General features: G+C 65.1%; 3 protein-coding genes. 1 reads left to right on the forward strand and 2 read right to left on the reverse strand.

All coding sequences use genetic code 11. The features are described from left to right. Positions 1-121 (reverse strand): conjugal transfer protein TraD (locus tag AX685_RS23025; protein WP_231738491.1); only part of this gene is annotated, 121 nt, incomplete at its 3' end. After that, entirely contained in the window at positions 87-416 is a 330-nt protein-coding gene (locus AX685_RS01250) for a conjugal transfer protein TraD (protein ID WP_066484508.1), read from the reverse strand. The genes AX685_RS23025 and AX685_RS01250, both read right to left, overlap by 35 nt. A 168-nt stretch (positions 417-584) precedes the next feature. Here AX685_RS01250 and mobQ point away from each other — a divergent pair. Further along, positions 585-1107, forward strand: a 523-nt coding sequence (gene mobQ, locus AX685_RS01255; RefSeq protein ID WP_197418435.1) for a MobQ family relaxase, incomplete at its 3' end; no start/stop codon positions are given.

Raw genomic sequence — 1107 nt, forward strand, 5'->3', positions numbered from 1 at the left:
GCTCGACCAGCCCGGCTTTCTGGACGAGGCCGCCCAGCTCGATCAGGTGGCGCGTCCGTTCGCGGCGTTGCACGACCCAGACCCTGCTATCCGTTCGCCGTTCCGCCGCTTCCGCCCGCAGCGTCGCCGCCCGGTTCAGCCGCAGCGCCCGATCCGTCGATTGCAGCAGCGTTGCCACCTTTCCGCCCGCGCCGCTGAAAGAAGGCGGCGCCTTTCACGCGCCACGCCTCCTTCGCTTCTGTATCCTTGGACGCGACGGCATCGAGCAGCGCGCCGGCGAGCGTTTCCATGTCGAGCGCGTCCGCGCCGGTGGCGGTGACGAGCTGGCCGAGCTGTTCGATGCGACGTGCCTTGATCGCCTTGGCACGGTTCTCCAGCGCCTTCAGCTCCGCATCATAGTCGCGCACCTTGCGCATGGTGCTCTCTCCTTCCGCGTCAGGTCCACCGCAGCCTAGCAAACGAGAGCGGACAGGCAACCCACAACCGGAACGTTCGGCAGTCAATCACAGGAGCGAAGCGAATGATGAGTGCGCGCTTATACGTCGTTGCCGACGTGCGCCCAGAAGTGCAATAAGCAGGGCGTCATGGCGATCTACCATTTCTCCGCCAAGGTTGTGAGCCGCGCAAACGGATCGAGCGCCGTCGCGAGCGCCGCCTATCGTTCCGCGTCCGAGCTGCACGACGTCCGGCTTGGACGCGATCACGACTTCTCGAACAAGGCGGGCGTGATCCACTCCGAGGTAATGTTACCGGAGGGCGCGCCGGAGCGTTTAAACGATCGCTCGACCTTGTGGAACGAGGTGGAGGCTGGGGAGAAGCGCAAGGAAGCACAGCTTGCCCGCGAGGTGGAGTTCTCGATTCCGCGTGAGATGAACGAGAAGCAGGGCGTCGCGCTCGCGCGCGATTTCGTGAAGCAGCAGTTTGTCGATCGCGGGATGGTCGCGGACCTGAACGTGCATTGGGACAAGGCGAAGGACGGCACGCCGAAGCCGCACGCGCATGTCATGCTGGCGATGCGCGATGTGGGGCCGGAGGGGTTCGGCAAGAAGAACCGCGACTGGAACTCGACCGAGCTGTTGAAGGACTGGCGCGAGGCGTGGAGCGCGC

The sequence above is a fragment of the Sphingomonas sp. CCH9-F2 genome (assembly GCF_001556735.1).
Classification (GTDB): domain Bacteria; phylum Pseudomonadota; class Alphaproteobacteria; order Sphingomonadales; family Sphingomonadaceae; genus Sphingomonas; species Sphingomonas ginsenosidimutans.